This window comes from Streptomyces sp. NPDC050619 (assembly GCF_040654815.1).
Taxonomy (GTDB): Bacteria; Actinomycetota; Actinomycetes; order Streptomycetales; family Streptomycetaceae; genus Streptomyces.
On record NZ_JBFAIR010000024.1, the window covers coordinates 125,289 to 143,738 of the forward strand.

Here is an 18,450-nt window from a genome sequence, read left to right on the forward strand (position 1 = left end):
GTGAAATGAGGTCCGCTCAGAATCAGAAGCGGTACTGCTCGTCGAACCCGTTCCCCTGCGTCTGACCGTCTCCCTGGTACGGGTACTGCTGCTGCTCCGGCGGGAGTTCGCCACCGTACGGGTCGTCGGTGGTGCGCTGCTGCGGTACCCAGACACCGCCGGGCGGGGTCTCGCCGTACTGACCGGTGGCGTACTGGTCCTGGCCGTAGCCCTGCTGGCCGTACTGCTGCTGGCCGTCGTAGGAGGTGTCGTACGAGGCACCGTCGTAGGTCTGGGTGCCGATGTAGGGGTCGGAGTAGGCGGCGTACTGCTGCTGTCCGGTCATGTCGTAGCCGTACTGCTGCTGGTCGTAGCCGGAGTAGCCGTCATAGGCGTACGTCTGGTCGGTGGCGGCCGCCGCGTACTGGTCCTGGGGCTGGCCCGCGGCCGCGTAGGACGCGTCGGCGGCGGTGTACCCGGGGGCGTTGTATATGCCGTACGAGCCGGTGTCCTCGGGCACGGGCAGCGGTTCGTACACGGCGGTGGCCTCGGCGGCCGGAGGGTCGAGGGGGCGCGCGGGCGCGAACACGTCGTCGCGGTCGTACTCGTCCTCGTGGCCGTAACCACCGGGACCACCGGCGTCCTGGCCGTACTTGGCGTCGGCGTCGAAGCCGGCGTCGGCCGCTTCGAGGCCGGTGACCTCCAGGCTCGGATCCTGGCGGTCCGCCCTGCCGCGGCGCCGCTTGGAGCCGTCGGCGCCCGGGCGGCTGACCGCCCAGCCGGCCGCGAAGCCGCGGCGGAAGGAGAGGGTGACGTAGGTCTGCCCGACCGCGAAGGCGACGGCGCCCAGCGCGATGACGATCACCGACGGGATGAGCACGCCGAGCACGACGCCGAGGAAGCCGACGAAGGCGAGCAATCGCCAGCGAAGCCGCGCCTTGTACTGCAGCAGCACCTCGCCCAGCAGCCACAGTGCGACGATTCCGAACGCGATGTAGAGGACCGTCCAGCCCATGTACGCCCCTCTCCCAGTGGCCGTTACGCAGTGTGTCGTATGGCGGTGCGGCCGGTCTAGGCCTGCGGGGGGTGGTGCAGGCCCAGGTTCTCGTAGATTTCCAGCGTCGCCGTGGAGTTGTTGAGCGTGATGAAGTGCAGTCCGGGCACTCCCTCGGCCAGCAGCCGCGCGCAGAACTCCGTGGCGAATTCGATGCCAATGGAGCGTACAGCCGCCGGATCGTCTTTGACTGTGAGGATCCGCTCTTTCAAGGCGGGCGGGAAGGCCGCGTTGGTGAGGGACGGCACCCGCGCCAGGGTCTTCGCGCTGGCGATCGGCATGACCTCGGGGATGATCGGGGTGTCGCAGCCGGCGTCCGCGACCCGGTCACGCAGCCGCAGATAGTCCTCCGGGTCGAAGAACATCTGCGTGATCGCGTAGTCCGCGCCCGCGCGGCACTTGTCCACGAAGTGGCGGACGTCGGTGTCCCAGTCGGCGGAACGCGGGTGCATCGCGGGGAAGGCCGCGACACCCACGCAGAAGTCACCTGACGTCTTGATGAGTTCGACCAGCTCGGACGCGTAGGCGAGGCCTCGCGGGTGCGGCACCCAGTCGCCCATCGGGTCGCCGGGCGGGTCGCCGCGCAGCGCCAGCATGTTGCGGATCCCGGCGTCGGCGTACTGGCCGATGATGTTGCGCAGGTCGGCGACCGAGTGGTCGACGGCCGTCAGGTGGGCGATGGGCGTGAGCGTGGTGTCGGAGGCGATCGCCTCGGTCGCCTTGACCGTGCCCGCGCGGGTGGAACCGCCCGCGCCGTAGGTCACGGAGACGAAGTCGGGTGCCACGGCCTCGACCCGGCGCAGCGCGTTCCAGAGGTTCCGCTCGCCCTTCGGGGTCTTCGGGGCGTAGAACTCGAAGGAATACGTCGTTTTGCCGGTCGCGAGCATGTCACGCACGGTGCGGGCATGGTCAGACCTGGTGGATGCGGTGCCGAGGGCCATACCCGCAGGTTAGTCAGGGGTGGGCGGTCCCCCAACCAGATCACGGAAGTTTGCCCGATTTGTCTATTTATTGTCCACCGTTCGGACACCTTCGCAGGCCGAAAGCTGTGACGGACGTCACGCCTGCCGCAGCCTTTTGGCGAACTCCGCGGCGGCCGCGCCCGGGTCGTCCGCCTCGGTGATCGCCCGGACGACCACGACCCGGCGGGCGCCCGCCTCCAGCACCTCGTCGAGGTTGCCGAGGTCGATGCCGCCGATGGCGAACCAGGGGCGGTCGGCGCCGAGGCCCGCGGCGTACCGGACCAGATCCAGGCCGGGAGCATGGCGGCCGGGCTTGGTCGGGGTGGGCCAGCAGGGTCCGGTGCAGAAGTAGTCCACGCCCTCCTGGACGGCGGCCGCGGCGGCCTCCGGCTCGGCGTGGGTGGAGCGGCCTATGAGGACGTCGTCCCCGAGGATCGCGCGGGCCGCGGGGACCGGGAGGTCGCCCTGGCCGAGGTGCAGGACGGCGGAGCCGGCGGCATGTGCGACGTCCGCCCGGTCGTTGACCGCGAGGAGCTTGCCGTGCCGGGCGCAGGCATCGGCGAAGACCTCTAGGTGCTCCAGCTCCTGAGCCGCCTCCATGCCCTTGTCGCGCAACTGCACGATGTCGACACCGCCGGCCAGGACGGCGTCCAGGAACTCGGCGAGGTCGCCCTTGCTCCGCCGGGCGTCCGTGCAGAGGTAGACGCGGGCGTCGGCGAGCCGGGCGCGTGTGGTGGCGGCGGTGTCGGGCATGCGTGTGGCTCCCCGTTGCGGTGTGGTGTCGGTGGCGTACGGGCCGCGGTTGGCCGTGCTCGGCCGGGGCCGTGGCCCTGAGGGTCGCGGCCCGTACGCCGGTGCTGTTCAGCTCAGACGGCGAGCGCCTGGGCGCGGCGCTTCACCTCCGTGCCGCGATTCTCGCTCAGAGCCTGTGCGGGGGTGCCGGGCAGGCTCGGGTCGGGGGTGAAGAGCCACTCCAGCATCTCCGCGTCCGTGAAGCCGTCGTCCCGCAGGAGCGTCAGGGTCCCGGACAGGCCCTTGACGACCTTGTCCCCGTCGATGAAGGCGGCGGGGACGTGCAGCGCGCGGTTCTCGCCACGGCGTACGGCGATGAGCTGGCCGTCCTTGACCAACTGCCGCACACGCGTCACCTCGACGCCGAACTGTTCGGCGATGTCGGGGAGGGTGAGCCAGGCGGGGACGAGAGCATCGATTTTTGCGTCAATCTCGGTCACGGGACAAGCCTGCCATCCCGGACTGACAGTCGGAAGTCAGCGCCGTCCGACCTGGGACGACACACCGCCGTCCGAGGCCGCCGCCACGGAAACGGAACAACGGAACAGCGGAACTACGCCGTCGCCGTCTTCAGCGGCCGCGCCGGGTCGACCAGCAGCTCCGGATCCATCGGTGTGCCCGCCTCGATCAGCCGCCGGCCCTGGGCCAGGTCCCGGGGGCGCCCCACCGCGAGCAGGGCGACCAGACGGTTCTCACGCAGCCAGCAGACCGTCCAGGCCGGGCCGGACGGCTCGCCGCGCCACAGGGTCGTGTCGGCGGACGCGTGGTGGCCGGCGTACTGGACGAAGCGGCCGAACTGCTCGGACCAGAAGTACGGGACCGGGTCGTAGACCGCCGGCGCCTCGCCGATGGCCTCGCCGATGATGTTCGCGGCCACCGTCCGGGGGCCCTGGAGGGCGTTGTCCCAGTGGTGCACCAGCAGCCGCTCGCCATACCTTCCCGAAGGGAACGAGGCGCAGTCGCCGACCGCGTAGACGTCCGGCGCGGAGGTGCGCAGGCGGTCGTCGGCGACGACCTCGCCGTGCGCGCCGAGGGCGATGCCGGAGCCGGCCAGCCAGGCCGTGGCGGGCCGGGCGCCGATGCCGACCACGACGGCGTCCGCGGGCAGCCGGGAGCCGTCGTCCAGCAGCACGGCCCCGGGTTCGACGCGCTCCACGCGCGCGTGCGTACGCAGCACGGCACCCGCGTCGGCGTACCAGGCGGCCATCGGCGCGGCCACCTCGGCGGGCAGCGCGCCCGCCAGCGGCCGGTCCGCGGCCTCGACGACGGTCACCGCGCAGCCGGCCTCGCGGGCGGCCGTCGCGAACTCCGCGCCGATCCAGCCCGCGCCGACGACCACGATGTCGTGCTGCCGGGCGAGCACCGGGCGCAGCCGTTCGGCGTCGTCCAGGGTGCGCAGCAGATGGACACCGGGGACGCCTTCCGCGCCCGGCAGCCGGATCGGTTCGGCACCGGTGGCGAGGACCAGGACGTCGTACGGCACGGGCCCCTCGGCGGTGTCCAGCTCGTGCTCGCCGGGGCGCACGCCCAGCACCTCGTACCCGAGCCGCAGTTCGATGCCGAGCGCCTCGAAGTCCACGTCGAAGGCGGAGCCCTCGGCCTTGCCCAGCAGCACCGCCTTCGACAGGGGCGGCCGGTCGTACGGCTGATGGGGCTCCGCGCCGACCAGCGTCACGGTCCCGGTGAAGCCCTGTTCCCGCAGGGCGACCGCGGTCTGCACCCCGGCCATGCCCGCGCCCACGACGACGACACGCCGTGGCGTGGAGTCTCCCGGTTCCTGCCGTTCCTGCGTCTGCTCGCTCACCTGATCACCATAGCCAGCTGATGATCCGTCAGTCTGCGGCCGGGCTCAGTGACCTGTTCCACACCACGTGCCCCGCCGGTATGACGACAGGCTCCCTTACAGAGGTGCGGAACCAAGAGTTAGGGTGGCCGACGTAGAGCACTCGCGGGAGCCCGGACGGACCGGGCTGAGAGGGAGGCTGGCGGCCTCCGACCGTACGAACCTGATCCGGGTCATGCCGGCGAAGGGAGGGGCTGGACGCCCATGTCGCATACGCCCGAGTCATCAGGCAGCCCAGACACGTCAGGCACGTCAGACGTCCTTGTCATCGGGGGCGGAATCATCGGCCTGGTCACGGCTTGGCGGGCCGCGCAGCGCGGGTTCGGCACGGCCGTGGTGGACCCCGAACCGGGCGGCGGGGCCGCCCAGGTGGCGGCCGGGATGCTGGCCGCCGTCACGGAACTGCACTACGGCGAGCAGACCCTGCTCGGCCTGAATCTCGCCTCGGCCCGCCGCTATCCGGACTTCGCGGCCGAGCTCACCGAACTCACCGGTCACGACCTCGGCTACCGCCGGTGCGGCACGCTCGCGGTCGCGCTGGACGCCGACGACCGTGCCCATCTGCGTGAACTGCACGCGTTGCAGCGGCAGTCGGGCCTGGAGTCGGAGTGGCTGTCCGGGCGGGAGTGCCGGCGCCTGGAGCCCATGCTCGCGCCGGGCGTGCGCGGCGGGCTCCGCGTCGACGGGGACCACCAGATCGACCCGAGGCGGCTGGCTCGCGCGCTCGTGGCCGCCTGCGAGCGGGCGGGCGTGGTCTTCCACCGGTCGTGGGCCGAGCGGCTGTCCGTCGTACGGGAGCGAGCGGCCGGCGTCGTCACGCGCGAGGGCGCCGCCCTGGGCGCCGGGCAGGTGGTGCTGGCCGGGGGCAGCCTCAGCGGGCGGCTCGCGGGTGTCCCGGAGGACGTACTGCCGCCCGTACGGCCCGTGAAGGGACAGGTGCTGCGGCTGACCGTGCCGCAGCGGTACGCGCCGTTCCTGAGCCGGACCGTGCGCGCCGTGGTGCGTGGCAGCCACGTCTACCTGGTGCCCCGGGAGAACGGCGAGCTCGTCGTCGGCGCGACCAGTGAGGAGCTGGGCTGGGACACAACGGTGACCGCGGGCGGCGTGTACGAGCTGCTGCGGGACGCCCATGAGCTGGTCCCCGGGATCACGGAACTGCCCCTGACGGAGACCCGGGCCGGTCTGCGCCCCGGTTCCCCCGACAACGCGCCGCTGCTCGGCCCGACCGAGCTGGACGGCCTGCTGCTGGCCACCGGGCACTACCGCAACGGCGTGCTGCTCACGCCGGTCACAGGCGACGCCATGGCGCACGCCCTGACCACCGGTGACCTCCCGGAGGAGGCCCGCCCCTTCACACCCAAGCGCTTCAGTACCGCCCTCACGGAGCAACCCGTATGAACATCTCGGTCAACGGCGAGCGCCAGGAGGTCTCCCCCGGCACCGCCCTCGACACGCTCGTCAACTCCCTCACCGCGGCGCCCTCCGGGGTGGCCGCCGCGCTCAACGAAACCGTCGTCCCGCGCGCGCAGTGGCCGACGACGCCCCTCTCCGAGGGAGACCGCGTCGAAGTCCTCACCGCCGTCCAAGGAGGCTGACCCATGGCCGACGACCCCTTCGTCCTCGGTGGTACGTCCTTCACGTCCCGCCTGATCATGGGCACCGGCGCGGCGCCCAGCCTGGAGGTGCTGGAGCGCGCCCTGGTGGCCTCCGGCACGGAGCTGACCACGGTCGCGATGCGGCGCGTGAATCCTTCCGTGCACGGTTCCGTTCTGTCGGTGCTGGACAAGCTCGGCATCCAGGTGCTGCCGAACACCGCCGGCTGCTTCACCGCGGGTGAGGCCGTCCTCACCGCCCGCCTCGCGCGCGAGGCGCTCGGAACGGACATGATCAAGCTGGAGGTCATCGCCGACGAGCGCACGCTGCTGCCGGACCCCATCGAACTGCTGGAGGCGGCCGAGACGCTGGTCGACGACGGGTTCACGGTGCTGCCCTACACGAACGACGACCCCGTGCTGGCCCGCAAGCTCCAGGACGTCGGCTGTGCGGCGATCATGCCGCTGGGCTCGCCGATCGGGTCCGGGCTCGGTATCCGCAACCCGCACAACTTCCAGCTGATCGTGGAGCACGCGCGCGTGCCGGTGATCCTGGACGCGGGCGCCGGTACAGCCTCGGACGCGGCGCTGGCGATGGAGCTGGGCTGCGCGGGGGTGATGCTCGCCTCGGCGGTGACACGGGCGCAGGAGCCTCAGTTGATGGCCGAGGCCATGAAGCACGCGGTCGAAGCGGGGCGGTTGGCCCGGCTGGCGGGCCGGATACCCCGGCGTCACTTCGCGGAGGCGTCGTCTCCCGCGGAGGGCCTGGCCGCGTTGGATCCGGAGCGGCCTGCCTTCTGACCGGTCGACGGCCGCGGCGTCGAGGTTGCGGCTTCGTGGCCGCAGCTACCTGGTCGTGGCTTCGACGTTACGGCTTCGCCGTTGCGGCTTTCGTGTTTTGCGTCACAGCTCGGCTGCAGTCCCACCCCGATCTCACCGGAACCGGCGGGGCTGTCAGCGGCGGCTCGTACACTCACCTGCGTGGATACGACCCTTCAGGACCCCCTCGTCGGGCAGGTGCTCGACGGCCGCTATCGCGTCGACGCGCGGATCGCGGTCGGCGGGATGGCCACGGTCTACCGGGCGGTGGACACCCGCCTGGACCGCGTGCTCGCGCTCAAGGTGATGCATCCCGCGCTCGCGGTGGACGGGGAGTTCGTCGAGCGGTTCATCCGGGAGGCGAAGTCCGTCGCCCGGCTCGCACACCCGAACGTCGTACAGGTCTTCGATCAGGGCGCCGACGGGTCGTACGTCTACCTCGCCATGGAGTACATCGCCGGATGCACCCTGCGCGACGTACTGCGCGAGCGCGGGGCACTCCAGCCGCGCGCCGCCCTCGACATCCTGGAGCCGGTCCTGGCCGCGCTCGGCGCCGCGCACCGCGCCGGGTTCGTGCACCGGGACATGAAGCCGGAGAACGTGCTGATAGGAGACGACGGCCGGGTCAAGGTCGCCGACTTCGGGCTCGTACGCTCCGTGGACACGGTCACCCACACCACCGGCACCGTGCTCGGCACGGTGGCGTACCTCGCACCCGAGCAGATCGAGAGCGGCACCGCCGATCCCCGCGTCGACGTGTACGCGTGCGGTGTCGTCCTGCACGAGATGCTCACCGGCGAGAAGCCGCACGACGCCGACTCCCCGGCGGTCGTGCTCTACAAGCACCTCCACGAGGACGTTCCGCCGCCCTCGGCCCGGGTGCCGGGGCTGGCGTACGAGCTGGACGAGCTGGTCGCGTCGGCGACCGCCCGCACCCCCGACATCCGCCCGTACGACGCGGTCGCGCTGCTCGCCCAGGTGCGGGACGCGCGCTCCGCGCTCAGCGCGGACCAGCTGGACCTGGTGCCGCCGCAGGCGCTCGCCTCGGCGCACGACAACGGCGACGACCGTACGAGCGTGATCCCGCGCTCGCTCACCGTCCCCCGGCTGCTGCCGGTCAACGACGACGAGCCCGAAAACGGGTTCCACCGCACGAGCCGACTGGAGTCCGAGCCGCCCCCGCCTTCGCGCCGCCGTGCCCGGTCGCCCCGCCTTGTCGTCACGATCGTCGCCGCGGTGCTGCTGGTCCTCGGCGTCGGCGCGGGCGTCTGGTACATCAACTCCGGCCAGTTCACCCAGGTCCCGGCGCTGCTGGAGAAGACCGAGGCACAGGCCCGGGACCGGCTGGAAGCGGCCGGCCTCGAGGTCGGCCAGGTCAAGCACGCCTACAGCGACACGGTGAAGCGCGGCACGGTCATCAGCACGGACCCTGCACCGCGCACCCGGATCCGGGACAACGACCCCGTGGCGCTCACCATCTCCGACGGCCCGGAGACGGTGAAGGTGCCCGATCTGGAGGGCCGACGGCTGGACCAGGCCAAGATCCTGCTGAAGCAGCGGGGCCTGGAGCCGGGCATGGTCACCCGGGCCTTCAGCGACGAGGTCACCAAGGGCGCCGTGATCTCCACGGACCCGACGGCCGGCATCGAGCGGCGCGCCGGCTCGGCGATCGCGCTGACCGTCAGCAAGGGCAGCCCGGTGGACGTCCCGGACGTCACCGGCGAGGACCTGGCCGACGCGCGGGCCGACCTGGAAGAGGCGGGCCTGAAGGTGGAGGTCTCCGCCGAGGAGGTCAACTCCTCCGAGGTCGACAAGGGCCAGGTCGCCCAGCAGACGCCGCCGGACGGCACCCAGGCCGCCGCGGGCGACACGGTGACGCTGACGCTGTCCAAGGGCCCGGAGATGGTCGAGGTCCCGGACGTGGTCGGCGACAGTGTCGACGACGCCAAGGCGACCCTGGAGGCCGCGGGCTTCGAGGTCGACGAGGACCGCGGCCTGCTCGGCCTGTTCGGCGACACCGTCAAGAACCAGTCCGTGAAGGGCGGGAAGACGGCCCCCAAGGGGTCGACGATCACCCTCAAGATCCGCTGACCGGGGTAACGGGGCGGACCGGGCCGCATGACACCCTGAACACGTGAAGAGTCAACAACCCGGCCCCGCCCGCAACCCCGTCGGCGGCCACGTCCCCGTGGCCGGCGGTCTCCACTCCGTGGGCCTGTCGTACGCCCATGACCTGAAGGCCGAGACCGTGCAGGTCTTCGTCGCCAACCCGCGCGGCTGGGCCACGCCCGCCGGAAACCCGCGGCAGGACGAGGAGTTCCGCGCGGTGTGCGCGGCCGAGTCGATCCCGGCGTACGTCCATGCGCCGTACCTGATCAACTTCGGTTCGCACACCGAGGCGACCGTGGAGAAGTCCGTGGAGTCGCTGCGGCACTCGCTGCGGCGCGGGCGGGAGATCGGCGCGCTGGGCGTGGTCGTGCACACGGGCAGCGCGACCGGCGGCCGGGAGCGGTCCGTGGCCCTGAAGCAGGTACGGCAGCGCCTGCTGCCGCTGCTCGACGAGCTCACCCACGAGGACGACCCGTATCTGCTCCTGGAGTCGACGGCCGGGCAGGGCGCCTCGCTGTGCTCGCGGACCTGGGACTTCGGGCCGTACTTCGAGGCGCTGGACGCCCATCCGAAGCTGGGTGTGTGCCTGGACACCTGTCACATCTTCGCGGCCGGGCACGACCTGACCGGGCCGGCCGGCATGCACCAGACGCTGGACCTGCTGGTGGACACGGTCGGCGCGGGCCGGCTGAGGCTCATTCACGCCAACGACTCCAAGGACGTGGTCGGCGCCCACAAGGACCGGCACGAGAACATCGGTGCCGGTCACATCGGCGAGGACCCGTTCCGGGCGCTGATGACCCACCCCGCCACGGCCGGCGTACCGCTGATCATCGAGACGCCCGGCGGCAAGGAGGGACACGCGGCGGACGTGGAGCGGCTGAAGAAACTCCGGGACGGCTGAGCCGCAGCCCGATGCCCTCAGAGGTCGGGGCCGTCCCCGGGCGCCTCCTGGTAGGAGTAGCGCTCTTCCCGCCAGGGGTCGCCGACATTGTGATAGCCGCGCTCCTCCCAGAAGCCGCGGCGGTCGGCGGTCATGTACTCCACGCCGCGGACCCACTTGGGGCCCTTCCAGGCGTACAGATGGGGGACGACGAGGCGGAGCGGGAAGCCGTGCTCCGCCGTCAGCAGTTCGCCGTCCTTGTGCGTGGCGAAGATCGTGCGCTCGGACGCGAAGTCCGACAGGCGGAGATTGGAGCTGAATCCGTATTCGGCCCACACCATCACATGAGTGACCGCGGGCGCGGGCGGGGCGATCTCCAGGATCGTACGGGCGGGAATGCCGCCCCACTCGGCGCCCAGCATGCTGAATTTCGTGACGCAATGAAGATCACTCACTACCGTGGTGTACGGCAGGGCCGTGAACTCCTCGTGGTTCCAGCAGTGTTTCTCGCTGTCCGCGGTGGCGCCGAAGACCCGGAACTCCCAGCGTTCGGGCCGGAACTTGGGGACCGGACCGTAGTGCGTGACCGGCCAGCCGCGCTGCACTCGCTGCCCCGGCGGAAGCTCGGAGTGTACGGCTCCTGAAGAATCGCGTTCTCCCGATTCGCGTTCCACCGGCTGACCCATGTCTCCATCCTGACAGACCTGGGGCAGTGCACATGACCAACCCCCACTCAATTCGGGCAATTAGAACTAAGCCTGCACTTACTAACTAAGTGAAGACTTACTGGACGATCTTCGTCGCCGAGTGCAATCATGCGGCGCAACCTGCCAGTTTCCCCCGTGGAAGGAGCCTCTGCGATGCAGGGCGACCCCGAGGTCATCGAATTCCTCAACGAGCAGCTGACCGCTGAGCTGACCGCGATCAACCAGTACTTCCTGCACGCGAAGATGCAGGAGAACTTCGGCTGGACGAAGCTCGCGAAGTACACGCGGCACGAGTCGATCGACGAGATGAAGCACGCGGAAGTGCTCACCGACCGGATTCTCTTCCTGGAGGGCCTGCCGAACTACCAGCGGCTCTTCCATGTGCGCGTGGGGCAGACGGTCCGGGAGATGTTCGAGGCCGACCGGCAGGTCGAGGTCGAGGCGATCGACCGGCTCCGGCGCGGTATCAAGGTGATGCGCGAGAAGGGCGACGTCACCTCCGCGAACATCTTCGAGTCGATCCTGGAGGACGAGGAGCACCACATCGACTACCTCGACACCCAGCTGGAACTCCTGGAGAAGCTCGGCGACGCGCTCTACATCGCGCAGCTGATCGAGCAGCCGGAGAGCTAGGCGGCTTCCTCGAGCTGCGCGAGCGCGGGTTTGCCCTCGTCGGCGAGTTCGGTGAGTCCGGCGAGTTCCGGGCGCGCGCACGCGCCCCTGCCCAGCAGCGCCTGAATCCGGCGTACGCACGACCCGCAGTCCGTGCCCGCCTTGCAGGCCGAGGCAATCTGTCGAGGGGTGCAGGCACCGCCCTCCGCGTGCTTCCTCACCTGCGCCTCAGTCACACCGAAGCAGTTGCAGACGTACACGCGGGTCACCTCCCCGATGGAATCGACAAGCCGCCATCCCGATGATCGGTGAGGCTAACCTAACCTTACCCGCCGCATACGTGACGCAAAAGTGGAATGGGGCGCGGATCGCATGTGATCCGCGCCCCACTCCACGCGTGCGTAACAGGTGCTCCCGTCACCGGCCTGCTACTGGCCTGCTACCGGCCTCCTACTGGTCGCGGTACATCTCCGCGACGAGGAACGCCAGGTCGAGGGACTGGCTGCGGTTCAGGCGCGGGTCGCAGGCCGTCTCGTAGCGCTGGTGCAGGTCGTCGACGAAGATCTCGTCGCCGCCGCCCACGCACTCGGTGACGTCGTCACCGGTGAGCTCCACGTGGATGCCGCCCGGGTGGGTGCCCAGGCCCTTGTGGACCTCGAAGAAGCCCTTGACCTCGTCGAGCACGTCGTCGAAGCGGCGGGTCTTGTGGCCGGAGGCCGCCTCGTAGGTGTTGCCGTGCATCGGGTCGGTGATCCAGGCCACCGTCGCGCCGGAGGCCGTGACCTTCTCGACCAGCTCGGGCAGCTTGTCGCGGACCTTGTCGGCGCCCATGCGGACGATGAAGGTCAGCCGGCCCGGCTCGCGGTCGGGGTCGAGACGCTCGATGTACTGAAGCGCCTCCTCGGCCGTGGTCGTCGGGCCGAGCTTGATGCCGATCGGGTTGCGGATCCGCGAGGCGAACTCGATGTGCGCGTGGTCCAGCTGCCGGGTGCGCTCACCGACCCACACCATGTGCGCCGAGACGTCGTACAGCTGCCCGGTGCGCGAGTCGACCCTGGTCAGCGCCGACTCGTAGTCGAGCAGCAGCGCCTCGTGCGAGGAGTAGAACTCGACGGTCCTGAACTCCTCCGGGTCGGCCCCGCAGGCGTGCATGAAGTTCAGCGCCTGGTCGATCTCGCGGGCGAGCTGCTCGTAGCGCTGCCCGGAGGGGGACGACTTCACGAAGTCCTGGTTCCAGGCGTGCACCTGGCGCAGGTCGGCGTAGCCACCCGTGGTGAAGGCGCGGACCAGGTTCAGCGTGGAGGCCGAGGCCTGGTACATCCGCTTCAGGCGCTCGGGGTCCGGGATGCGGGCGGCCTCGTTGAAGTCGAAGCCGTTGACCGAGTCGCCGCGGTACGTCGGCAGGGTCACGCCGTCACGGGTCTCGGTGCCCTTGGAGCGCGGCTTGGAGTACTGCCCGGCGATCCGGCCCACCTTGACGACGGGCACGGACGCGGCGTACGTGAGCACGGCGCCCATCTGGAGGAGCGTCTTCAACTTGTTGCGGATGTGGTCGGCGGACACCGCGTCGAAGGCCTCGGCGCAGTCGCCGCCCTGGAGAAGGAACGCCTCTCCCTTGGCGACGGCTGCCATCCGGGCGCGCAGCTGGTCGCACTCGCCCGCGAAGACGAGCGGCGGATACGACTCGAGGTCCGCGATCACTGCGCGCAGAGCCTCGGTGTCGGGGTACTCGGGCTGCTGCGCCGCGGGCAGGTCTCGCCAGGTGTTGCCAGCGCTCGCGCTGGTCTTAGCGTTCACGGTCACGACGTCAACATTACGGGGTGATGTCGTGACCTCCGGCTCCTGCCCAGGAAATGAGACGCCGGATACGCCCCTCGGACATGCGGTAGGGTGCGGCGCATGTTCGCGCACTCCGACCAGACCTGGTGGTGGACCGCTTCTCCGGCGGCCCACTGACTGCGCGTACGCAAGACTTCGCGAAGGCCGCCCGAGGGGCGGCCTTCGGTGTTTTCCGGCGCCGGGGTCGTCTCTCCTCCAGAGCTTCTGAGCTTCAGAGCTTGGGAGTTTCAGAGAAGGATCACGACCGATGAATCTGCTCGACCTGCTGGACGATCCCCGTCCCTTCGCCCTCCTCCGCCGGCGCACTCCGGGCCACGACCACCAGATGGTCGAGATCCTGCTCGGCCCGGTGACCACGTACGACCGGCTCGCCGAGCTTCCCGAGGAGGGCCTGGCGCTCGTCCCCTTCCGCCAGATCCGCGAGCGCGGCTTCGACGTCCGCGACGACGGGACGCCCTTGGCCGTACTCGTGCCGGAGGAAACGCACGCACTGCCGCTGGACGACGTCCTCTCCCAACTCCCCGCGCATGACGTCCGCGTCGAGGACGGCGCTTTCGACGTGGCCGACGAGGAGTACGCACAGATCGTCGGGCGCGTGCTGCGGGAGGAGATCGGGGCCGGCGAGGGCGCGAACTTCGTGATCCGGCGGACGTACGAGGGTGGGATCCCGGGGTTCGGACGGGCCGACGCGCTGGCGCTGTTCCGGCGGCTGCTCGAAGGCGAGCGGGGCGCGTACTGGACCTTCGTCGTGCACACAGGCGACCGGACTCTCGTCGGCGCCAGCCCCGAGGTGCATGTGCGGATGTCCGGCGGGACCGTCGTCATGAACCCGATCAGCGGGACGTACCGCTACCCGGCGGACGGGCCGACGCCGGCACATCTGCTGGACTTCCTCGCCGACGGCAAGGAGATCGAGGAGCTCTCGATGGTCGTCGACGAGGAGCTCAAGATGATGTGCACCGTCGGCGACATGGGCGGGGTCGTGGTGGGGCCCCGGCTCAAGGAGATGGCGCACCTCGCGCACACCGAGTACGAGCTGCGGGGGAAGTCCTCGCTGGATGTCCGGGAGGTCCTCAAGGAGACCATGTTCGCCGCGACCGTCACCGGCTCGCCCGTGCAGAACGCCTGCCGGGTCATCGAGCGGCACGAGGTGGGCGGGCGGGGCTACTACGCCGGTGCGCTCGCGCTGCTCGGCCGGGACTCCGGCGGCGCCCAGACCCTCGACTCCCCCATCCTCATCCGCACCGCCGACATCGACGCGGACGGGCGGCTGCGGGTGCCGGTCGGCGCCACGCTCGTACGGGGCTCGGATCCGGCGAGTGAGGTCGCGGAGACGCACGCGAAGGCGGCGGGCGTGCTGGCGGCGCTGGGGGTGCGTGAGCAGCGGCCGCGCGCGGAGTCCGTACGCCCGAAGCTGGCCGACGATCCCCGGGTGCGGGCCGCGCTCGATGGGCGCCGGGCCGCGCTCGCTCCCTTCTGGCTGCGGATGCAGGAGCGGTCGGACGATCTCGCCGGCCACGCCCTGGTGGTCGACGGGGAGGACACCTTCACGGCGATGCTCGCGCACGTCCTGCGGTCGAGCGGCCTGGAGGTGACCGTGCGGCGGTACGACGAGCCGGGGCTGAGGGAGGCGGCACTCGTGCACGAAGGGCCGATCGTCCTCGGCCCCGGACCGGGTGACCCCTCCGACACGGACGACCCGAAAATGCGGTTCCTGCGGGCCCTGACCACCGAGGTGATCCGGGGCCACGGGCACCAAGTGCTGGGCGTCTGTCTCGGGCACGAGCTGATCGCGGCGGAGCTGGGGCTGGAGATCGTCCGGAAGCGGGTGCCGTACCAGGGCGCGCAGACGGAGATCGACCTGTTCGGGCGGCCGGAGACGGTCGGCTTCTACAACAGCTATGTGGCGCGCTGTGACGACGAGGCCGCTGTGGAGCTGGCGGCCCACGAGGTGGAGGTCAGCCGCACGGCCGACGGGGAGGTGACCGCGCTGCGGGGGAACGGTTTCGCCTCCGTGCAGTTCCATCCCGAGTCGGTGCTCACGCTGAACGGTCCGGCGATCGTCTCGGAGTTGCTGGCGGTACCGCTTCTCCGGCAGCCGTAGCGCCCGATGACTGGGTATGGGCCGAAATTCGGCCCATACCCCCCGTCAATACGGCCATCCCCCGTCGCCCCGTCGCCCCGTCAGCCGAAGAACACCCCGACCTCCTCGTACAGCTTCGGGTTCACCGTCTTCAGCCGGGCCGTGGCCTCCGCGATCGGGACGCGCACGATGTCCGTGCCGCGCAGGGCGACCATCTTGCCGAAGTCGCCGTCGCGGACGGCCTCGATGGCGTGCAGGCCGAAGCGGGTGGCGAGCCAGCGGTCGAAGGCGCTGGGGGTGCCGCCGCGCTGGATGTGTCCGAGGACCGTCGTCCGGGCCTCGTTGCCGGTGCGCTTCTCGATCTCCTTGGCCAGCCATTCGCCGACCCCGGACAGCCGGACGTGCCCGAAGGAGTCCAGCGACTGGTCCTTGAGGACCATGTCGCCGTCCTTGGGCATGGCGCCCTCGGCGACGACCACGATCGGCGCGTACGACGCCCTGAAGCGGGAGGTCACCCAGGAGCACACCTGCTCGACGTCGAAGCGCTGCTCGGGGATGAGGATGACGTTCGCGCCGCCGGCCAGGCCGGAGTGGAGGGCGATCCAGCCCGCGTGACGGCCCATCACCTCGCAGACCAGGACCCGCATGTGGGACTCGGCGGTGGTGTGCAGCCGGTCGATGGCCTCCGTGGCGATGCCTACCGCCGTGTCGAAGCCGAAGGTGTAGTCCGTTCCGGACAGGTCGTTGTCGATCGTCTTCGGCACGCCGACGCAGCGCACGCCGTACTCGTCGGCCAGGCGGGCGGCGACGCCCAGGGTGTCCTCGCCGCCGATCGCGATGAGCGCGTCGACCTCCAGCTCGGCGAGGTTGTCCTTGATGCGGCGGATGCCGTTCTCCTGCTTCAGCGGATTGGTGCGCGAGGAGCCGAGGATGGTGCCGCCGCGGGGCAGGATGCCGCGCACCGCGGGGATGTCGAGGCGCACCGTGACGCCGTCGAGGGGACCTCGCCAGCCGTCCCGGAAGCCGGTGAAGTCATAGCCGTACTCCTGTACGCCCTTGCGGACGATGGCCCGGATGACGGCGTTGAGTCCGGGGCAGTCGCCGCCTCCGGTCAGTACTCCGACCCGCATGGAAATGTCCCTTCGCCAGGGGGTGCGTGCCTGCTGAAGGTCACGCTAATCGTGATGCAGGTCACTTCGTTATGGGCGGGAGGGTCAATTCCGATGAAACGTCGGGATGTTGGCCTACTCGTCGTCGAGTCCGCGCTCTATCGCGTACCGCACGAGCTCCACCCGGTTGTGCAACTGGAGCTTGCCGAGGGTGTTCTGGACGTGGTTCTGGACCGTGCGGTGGGAGATGACCAGACGTTCGGCGATCTGCTTGTAGCTCAGGCCCTTGGCCACCAGCCGCAGCACCTCCGTCTCGCGGTCGGTGAGCTGCGGGGCGCCCGGCTGGCCGGTGTCCGGGGCGGGCGTGGGCTCGGCGGCGAGGCGGCGGTACTCGCCGAGGACCAGACCGGCCAGGCCCGGGGTGAAGACCGGGTCGCCGACGGCCGTGCGGCGCACCGCGTCGAGGAGTTCCTCCGTCGAGGCCGACTTGAGCAGATAGCCGGTCGCGCCCGACTTCACCGCCTCCAGTACGTCGGCGTGCTCGCCGCTCGCGGACAGGACCAGGACGCGCAGCGCGGGATTGGCGGCGACGAGTTCCTTGCAGACCTGGACGCCGGGCTTGGCGGGCAGGTTCAGGTCGAGCACGAGCACGTCGGGCGCGGCGGCCTTGGCGCGGCGCACGGCCTGTTCGCCGTCGCCCGCGGTGGCGACCACGTCGAAGCCGGAGGCGCCGAGGTCGCGGGCGACGGCGTCGCGCCACATGGGGTGGTCGTCGACGACCATGACCTTGATGGGGCCCTGCCCGGTGCCGGTGTCCGTCATCGCTTCTCCGCCTTCTTTCCCCGTGCCGTGCTGCTGTCCTTCGGTACTTTCAGTTCGACTTCGGTGCCCTGGCCCGGCACCGAGATCACCTCGGCGCTGCCGCCGAGCTCGCGCAGCCGGCCCCGGATGGAGAGGGCCACGCCGAGCCGCCCCTCGCCCTCGGCCTGGGCGAGCCGGCCCTCGGGGATGCCGGGTCCGTCGTCCCGTACGGTCACGATCACCTCGTCGGGCTCGTCCTCGACCAGGATCCACGCGCGCGCGTGCTCCCCGGCGTGCTTGCGGACGTTGTCCAGGGCGGCCGAGACGGCCGCGGCCAGCTCCCGTGCCGCGATCGGGGGCAGCGGAACGGGGGCGCCGGGCTCGGCGAGGTTCACCGTCGCGGAGGCGTACGGGGCGAGCAGTGCGCGGAGATCGACCGGACCGTCGTCCTCCGGTTCCTCCACCACGCGTACGACCGCTCCCTCGGCCGCGTCCTCCGAGGCGCGGGAGACGGGGACCAGTCCGCCGGAGACCAGGGTGCGCAGGGCCACCTCCTGCTCCCCGGCCATCCGCCCCAGCTCGGCCGCCTCGCCGCCCAGGACGGCGCCGCGCCGCTGCACCATCGCCAGCACCTGGAGCACGCTGTCGTGGATGTCCCGGGCGAGCCGCTCCCGCTCCCGGGTCGCGGCCTCGATCTCCAGGGCGCGGGCGAGGGTGCGCTCGGAGGCGCGGGCGACCTCGACGACGTATCCGATGGCGATGGAGGCGACCCAGACGAGGACCACGTTGTGGACGGTGTCGCGGGCCGGGGTGCCACGCTCGACGAGGTTGGCGACGGCGACCGCGCTGGAGGCGCCGGCCGCCCAGCGCCAGCCGCCCTTGATGGCGAAGGCCAGTACGGAGCCCGCGGTCCATATCGACGGCAGGGTCGGACCGCCCGACTGGACCCGCTCATGGGCGTCGGCGAGGGGCGTGAGCATGATGCCGGCGAGCGCGATGGTCAGGTCGGCGGCGAGGAACCGCTTGGTGCAGCTCGCCGCGTTCGCGACCCGGGGCAGGGTGGCCAGGGTCCAGACGGACAGGACGCAGTAGTAGGCGACGGCGAGCCAGGGGCGGGCGAACTCGTCGTATCCGGTGACGAAGAAGCCGATCGCGTACAGCATGGTGAGCACCCGGTAGCCGGCGAGCGCACGCCACAGCGGCTGCTCGACCGACATCCTCATGACGCGCTCGCGCTTGGCCATCTCCCCCACCCCCGGGCCGGAC

19 protein-coding genes and 1 riboswitch are annotated in these 18,450 nt (G+C 70.9%); of the genes, 8 read left to right on the forward strand and 11 right to left on the reverse strand.

Features of this window, described 5'->3' with window-relative positions:
* Positions 1 to 22 precede the first annotated feature (22 nt).
* The 5 genes from AB0I77_RS33625 to AB0I77_RS33645 form a co-directional block, all read right to left on the reverse strand.
* Positions 23 to 994, reverse strand: coding sequence for a hypothetical protein (locus tag AB0I77_RS33625; RefSeq protein WP_363286529.1), 972 nt, complete (start codon positions 992 to 994; stop codon positions 23 to 25).
* A gap of 56 nt (positions 995 to 1,050) precedes the next feature.
* A complete protein-coding gene (gene metF, locus AB0I77_RS33630) occupies positions 1,051 to 1,974 on the reverse strand; it encodes a methylenetetrahydrofolate reductase [NAD(P)H] (RefSeq protein ID WP_363286530.1) in 924 nt (307 codons plus the stop codon).
* 117 nt (positions 1,975 to 2,091) lie between these two features.
* Positions 2,092 to 2,748 (reverse strand): thiamine phosphate synthase, encoded by a 657-nt coding sequence (gene thiE / locus AB0I77_RS33635; protein WP_363286531.1) that lies wholly within the window; start codon positions 2,746 to 2,748, stop codon positions 2,092 to 2,094.
* A 113-nt stretch (positions 2,749 to 2,861) separates the two neighbouring features.
* The gene (locus AB0I77_RS33640; RefSeq protein WP_363286532.1) at positions 2,862 to 3,227 is read right to left on the reverse strand and encodes an Rv2175c family DNA-binding protein; all 366 of its coding nucleotides are present in this window, start codon (positions 3,225 to 3,227) and stop codon (positions 2,862 to 2,864) included.
* Between the two features lie 113 nt (positions 3,228 to 3,340).
* A complete protein-coding gene (locus tag AB0I77_RS33645; protein WP_363286533.1) occupies positions 3,341 to 4,591 on the reverse strand; it encodes an FAD-dependent oxidoreductase in 1,251 nt (416 codons plus the stop codon).
* Positions 4,592 to 4,725: 134 nt separating this feature from the next.
* Positions 4,726 to 4,837: riboswitch (TPP riboswitch) on the forward strand.
* On the opposite strand from AB0I77_RS33645, the gene thiO reads away from it, so the two are divergent.
* From thiO to AB0I77_RS33670, 5 genes are all read left to right on the forward strand, one after another.
* A complete protein-coding gene (gene thiO, locus AB0I77_RS33650; protein ID WP_363286534.1) occupies positions 4,835 to 6,028 on the forward strand; it encodes a glycine oxidase ThiO in 1,194 nt (397 codons plus the stop codon). It overlaps the preceding riboswitch by 3 nt.
* Entirely contained in the window at positions 6,025 to 6,225 is a 201-nt protein-coding gene (gene thiS, locus AB0I77_RS33655) for a sulfur carrier protein ThiS (protein ID WP_363286535.1), read from the forward strand. Before thiO ends, thiS begins: the two co-directional genes overlap by 4 nt.
* A 3-nt stretch (positions 6,226 to 6,228) precedes the next feature.
* Entirely contained in the window at positions 6,229 to 7,023 is a 795-nt protein-coding gene (locus AB0I77_RS33660) for a thiazole synthase (protein ID WP_363286536.1), read from the forward strand.
* Positions 7,024 to 7,203: 180 nt separating this feature from the next.
* Positions 7,204 to 9,132 carry a Stk1 family PASTA domain-containing Ser/Thr kinase gene (gene pknB, locus AB0I77_RS33665; protein WP_363286537.1) on the forward strand — a complete coding sequence of 643 codons (1,929 nt, stop codon included), beginning with the start codon at positions 7,204 to 7,206 and terminating at the stop codon, positions 9,130 to 9,132.
* A gap of 43 nt (positions 9,133 to 9,175) precedes the next feature.
* Positions 9,176 to 10,054, forward strand: a complete 879-nt coding sequence (locus AB0I77_RS33670; RefSeq protein ID WP_363286538.1) for a deoxyribonuclease IV — start codon at positions 9,176 to 9,178, stop codon at positions 10,052 to 10,054.
* Positions 10,055 to 10,071: 17 nt separating this feature from the next.
* Here the strand turns inward: AB0I77_RS33670 and AB0I77_RS33675 are convergent, their stop codons facing one another.
* Positions 10,072 to 10,719, reverse strand: coding sequence for a sulfite oxidase-like oxidoreductase (locus AB0I77_RS33675; RefSeq protein ID WP_363286539.1), 648 nt, complete (start codon positions 10,717 to 10,719; stop codon positions 10,072 to 10,074).
* Positions 10,720 to 10,893: 174 nt separating this feature from the next.
* Between AB0I77_RS33675 and bfr the strand changes: the two genes are divergently transcribed.
* Positions 10,894 to 11,373, forward strand: a complete 480-nt coding sequence (bfr, locus tag AB0I77_RS33680) for a bacterioferritin (protein ID WP_363286540.1) — start codon at positions 10,894 to 10,896, stop codon at positions 11,371 to 11,373.
* On the opposite strand, the gene AB0I77_RS33685 is transcribed toward bfr, so the two are convergent.
* On the reverse strand, positions 11,370 to 11,621 hold the full coding sequence (locus AB0I77_RS33685) for a (2Fe-2S)-binding protein (protein ID WP_363286541.1): 252 nt from the start codon (positions 11,619 to 11,621) through the stop codon (positions 11,370 to 11,372). The two genes, bfr and AB0I77_RS33685, sit on opposite strands and share 4 nt — an antisense overlap.
* A gap of 181 nt (positions 11,622 to 11,802) precedes the next feature.
* The gene (locus tag AB0I77_RS33690) at positions 11,803 to 13,155 is read right to left on the reverse strand and encodes a class II 3-deoxy-7-phosphoheptulonate synthase (RefSeq protein WP_363286542.1); all 1,353 of its coding nucleotides are present in this window, start codon (positions 13,153 to 13,155) and stop codon (positions 11,803 to 11,805) included.
* A 96-nt stretch (positions 13,156 to 13,251) separates the two neighbouring features.
* Between AB0I77_RS33690 and AB0I77_RS33695 the strand changes: the two genes are divergently transcribed.
* Positions 13,252 to 13,308, forward strand: coding sequence for a trp operon leader peptide (locus AB0I77_RS33695; RefSeq protein ID WP_363286583.1), 57 nt, complete (start codon positions 13,252 to 13,254; stop codon positions 13,306 to 13,308).
* Positions 13,309 to 13,438: 130 nt separating this feature from the next.
* Positions 13,439 to 15,295 carry an anthranilate synthase family protein gene (locus tag AB0I77_RS33700; RefSeq protein ID WP_363286543.1) on the forward strand — a complete coding sequence of 619 codons (1,857 nt, stop codon included), beginning with the start codon at positions 13,439 to 13,441 and terminating at the stop codon, positions 15,293 to 15,295.
* An 80-nt stretch (positions 15,296 to 15,375) separates the two neighbouring features.
* Here AB0I77_RS33700 and AB0I77_RS33705 read toward each other — a convergent pair whose 3' ends face one another.
* The 3 genes from AB0I77_RS33705 to AB0I77_RS33715 form a co-directional block, all read right to left on the reverse strand.
* Positions 15,376 to 16,404: a 6-phosphofructokinase gene (locus tag AB0I77_RS33705; RefSeq protein WP_363286544.1), complete on the reverse strand. Its 1,029-nt coding sequence runs from the start codon at positions 16,402 to 16,404 to the stop codon at positions 15,376 to 15,378.
* 114 nt (positions 16,405 to 16,518) lie between these two features.
* The gene (locus AB0I77_RS33710) at positions 16,519 to 17,205 is read right to left on the reverse strand and encodes a response regulator transcription factor (RefSeq protein ID WP_363286545.1); all 687 of its coding nucleotides are present in this window, start codon (positions 17,203 to 17,205) and stop codon (positions 16,519 to 16,521) included.
* The gene (locus tag AB0I77_RS33715; protein WP_363286546.1) at positions 17,202 to 18,428 is read right to left on the reverse strand and encodes a DUF5931 domain-containing protein; all 1,227 of its coding nucleotides are present in this window, start codon (positions 18,426 to 18,428) and stop codon (positions 17,202 to 17,204) included. The genes AB0I77_RS33710 and AB0I77_RS33715 overlap by 4 nt, the downstream gene beginning before the upstream one ends.
* Positions 18,429 to 18,450 lie beyond the last annotated feature (22 nt).

Coding starts and splice junctions, on each gene's coding strand:
- AB0I77_RS33625 (WP_363286529.1), bottom strand. CDS start 994: ATGGGCTGGACGGTCCTCTACATCGCGTTCGGAATCGTCGCACTGTGG.
- metF (WP_363286530.1), bottom strand. CDS start 1,974: ATGGCCCTCGGCACCGCATCCACCAGGTCTGACCATGCCCGCACCGTG.
- thiE (WP_363286531.1), bottom strand. CDS start 2,748: ATGCCCGACACCGCCGCCACCACACGCGCCCGGCTCGCCGACGCCCGC.
- thiO (WP_363286534.1), top strand. CDS start 4,835: ATGTCGCATACGCCCGAGTCATCAGGCAGCCCAGACACGTCAGGCACG.
- thiS (WP_363286535.1), top strand. CDS start 6,025: ATGAACATCTCGGTCAACGGCGAGCGCCAGGAGGTCTCCCCCGGCACC.
- AB0I77_RS33660 (WP_363286536.1), top strand. CDS start 6,229: ATGGCCGACGACCCCTTCGTCCTCGGTGGTACGTCCTTCACGTCCCGC.
- AB0I77_RS33675 (WP_363286539.1), bottom strand. CDS start 10,719: ATGGGTCAGCCGGTGGAACGCGAATCGGGAGAACGCGATTCTTCAGGA.
- bfr (WP_363286540.1), top strand. CDS start 10,894: ATGCAGGGCGACCCCGAGGTCATCGAATTCCTCAACGAGCAGCTGACC.
- AB0I77_RS33700 (WP_363286543.1), top strand. CDS start 13,439: ATGAATCTGCTCGACCTGCTGGACGATCCCCGTCCCTTCGCCCTCCTC.
- AB0I77_RS33705 (WP_363286544.1), bottom strand. CDS start 16,404: ATGCGGGTCGGAGTACTGACCGGAGGCGGCGACTGCCCCGGACTCAAC.
- AB0I77_RS33710 (WP_363286545.1), bottom strand. CDS start 17,205: ATGACGGACACCGGCACCGGGCAGGGCCCCATCAAGGTCATGGTCGTC.
- AB0I77_RS33715 (WP_363286546.1), bottom strand. CDS start 18,428: ATGGCCAAGCGCGAGCGCGTCATGAGGATGTCGGTCGAGCAGCCGCTG.